Annotated in this window: 2 protein-coding genes; both read right to left on the bottom strand. The window is 39.4% G+C overall.

The features are described 5' to 3' along the window. On the bottom strand, window positions 1–1,087 hold a 1,087-nt coding region (locus tag BLS64_RS15045), incomplete at its 3' end, for a hypothetical protein (protein WP_143019356.1). A 546-nt stretch (window positions 1,088–1,633) separates the two neighbouring features. Then, window positions 1,634–3,166 (bottom strand): hypothetical protein (locus BLS64_RS15260; protein ID WP_176763491.1); only part of this gene is annotated, 1,533 nt, incomplete at its 5' end.

Here is a 3,166-nt window from a genome sequence, read left to right as displayed (position 1 = left end):
TAGCAGTATCGCTGTTCTCACAACCATTGCCATCAGTAAAAGTATAGGTAACCCTATAATCATCTGCAGCTAAACCATCGGCATCAAAAAGTCCGGTGGCACTTACATGCATTCCGCTCCAGGTTCCTCCGGAAGGAGTCGCTGACAACTGGACTGTACTTCCTATACAAACGGAGTCATCATCAGCGGTGACCATCGGAAGAGGATAGACATCAGCTGTGATCTCCAAGTAATCTTCACATTTAGTTCCATCGGTAACTAAAACACTAATCACCTCATTATTAATATGGACTCCGGAATAGATATTATCGGTACCCTGAGCTAAAAAAGTATCGACAGCTCCATCATACATATCATTTCCATCTTCATCAATGAAAAACAGGTAATCATCGGCACCGGTTGGGGTAACTTTAAATTCTGAATCTTCTCCTTCACACACAGCTGAAGTTTGTCCCATATAATCTATGCAACAAACGCTGTCATCTATAACACCAAAAGCTAAATGGCTGATATCATTTATGCAACCATCAACATTATTTTCAACCTCATAGTACCAATAACTGTCAGTACCATCTTCGAAAGAACCGAGGAAGGTAATTCTATGACCAATGGAACCATCTGAACATCTAATGATCAACTCTTTATCATAGTCGGCACCATAATCAGGACATTGAGTTAAATCACCAAAGTCACAAGTATTGGAAACAGTACCCACTTCTGTGATCATTACACCCGGACCGGATGGGCCGGCAATGCTAGTGTCAAAATAACAATTGGGACCGCTTTTAGGATTAATGAGAAAATTTCCGCAGCAAGCATCTCCGCTTACTTTGACGTAAAATATTTCATGAGTAATTGACCGGTCAATTTTTGCGATGTTGAATTCCTCGCTTCCGGGGCAAGAAGGATCGGAAGTGACAAAATTTTCTGAAACGTGGTCACAGCTTAATTGAGCATAAGATTCAGTGCTCGCAAAGAAAAATAAGGTTAGCAGAAAGAGAGTACTCAGGCTGCTTTTGAAACCTTTCTCAAAGAGTTTCCCTACCCCGGTTTTTCTCTTACAGAAGTTCAAAGTACATTTTTTCATAATTTAATAGTTTTTGGTTAATACAACCAAAAACACAAGTGGTTCTCATAAAAAGCAGATCCGGGCGAGATCACCTGCCATAGGCAGGATTCAAGCGGGGGAAATACTCTTTCCATGGAGGAAGGAAAAAGACAACGGGGGAAATTGTTGTGGGGTGAAATGTACTGACAGGCAGTAAAAAAATTAATTGGGGGAACGAATTAACAGGCTTTAGGGAAGCACAGTAACAGCTCATTCCGGGGGAAGAAAACACCTAATAAATTGAAGTAAAAATTTTGAGGGAAGAATGTAAGATTTCACTTCAATCCATTAAACTTACCTTAAATGTAAGACAAAAAAATAATTGTAATTACCTGATTATTAGAATTTTTTGTTAAAAATTAGATTAGCAACAGTTTCCCTTCGAATCTCCTACAAAAATTTGCTGTTTCTTTATCAACATAGCCTTAACGAAATTCCTACTCTCTGCAGCAGCTCAGCCCCAGGGCCATAAATAAAAAAGCAGCCGTCTCCGGCTGCTTTTCTGGTTTAAAGGTTAATTAAAATCTACTTTTTAGCAGAAAGTATTTGTTTGACAAACGTTTCTCTGTCTGTGGTCACTCTTAACAGGTACATTTGATTGGCACCTATTGAGAAGTCAACTCCTATGGAAGTAGAGGATCCTTTAGATACTCCACGATCCTGCACGGTTTTCAACAGGTTACCGCCAAAGTCGAACACTTCTATGGTAACATCTGAAGAGTAATCAAGATCATAACTCAAGTTGATCTCTTCATCAAATGGTACCGGTGAAACATTCACATCGTTCTCCACAGTTTCCAGGCTCAGGCTTTCTGCCTGGATGGATTGGGTGGAAGTTGCCAAAGTGCTAGCACTATAATTACAATCATTAACATCAATTTGACCAACACCAAAAGGATTTAATGGAGTACCGTCTTCATTATATCCATCTGCCATTCCAAAAGTATAAGTAGCTGATCTCAGACCGGTCACTACTTTATTCCTGATAGACTTGACATCATACTTTCCAGATGTAATATAGGTGGTGAACTCTTTAGCAATAAAAGTGATGGAAGCATCTCCAAGAGGAACATCGTCATTTCCTCTTCCTGTCCCAATATGGACGGTATAACTTAAGGTACTACAAGATGAATCGTAAAGCCTCACATTTGCTTCGTTTTGGAGTTCAAAAGGACCTAATAAGGTCGTATTCCTGCTTTGAGTGAGGTAAACTGTGATCAACTGAGTCTCACCTGTGTTTCCTTCTGTACCAAAATCACCTGTGGTAAAATCACCATAATAGAAAAAGACACCGGGAGTTGCATTGGTTACCACCCATTTATTTTTTGAATCATCAATGGTCATACATACTTCCTCCAAAACTTCTGCATCCATATCTATATAATATGAATTACAGGTGGTTTGAGTGGGATAAATGTGGTCACAATCTGTTGGAAGGTTAATGATTTCAATATTACTTATTGCTGTACAATTAATTCCCTCCTGATTAGACTCCACTGTTCCTATTACATAATAATCTCCGGCACCCAAACCATTGAATCCTGTACTAGCAACAGAAATCGATGCTCCCACTTTTGTATCAGATTGATCAGCTTCAACTTCATCAAAATCAGGATCACCCACTACTTTATACAACTGATAGTTATCAAAAGTATCACTGTTTTCTTCGTCAATAGAAATTGTACCATCGTTTCCGGCACAAGTAACATTTGAGCTTTCAATTACTATATTCAACTCCTTTGGCTCCTGGATCTCAACAGCATTACTCAAAGCATAACAATCTACTCCGGTCTGATAAGGAGAGGCTTTACTGCCTAATATCAGGTATTTCCCTTCTCCTAATGCAGGTGCAAATACACCATCAGTCTCCGTAATATCAGAAGTTACTAAATCATCATCTCCGCTACCATCCAATATCTCGGCAAGACTATCAGGATCACCGTCTACCTTGTAAAGATCATACTGAGTGAAAGCACTGTTCTCAGGATCTGCGTTAGGATTCAAGGAAAGATAACCATCAGAAGAACCATAACAAGAAATGCTGGTGCCCAAAATGGA

The organism is Salinimicrobium catena (genome assembly GCF_900102915.1).
Taxonomy (GTDB): Bacteria; Bacteroidota; Bacteroidia; order Flavobacteriales; family Flavobacteriaceae; genus Salinimicrobium; species Salinimicrobium catena.
This window is presented reverse-complemented; position numbering and strand designations above follow the sequence as displayed.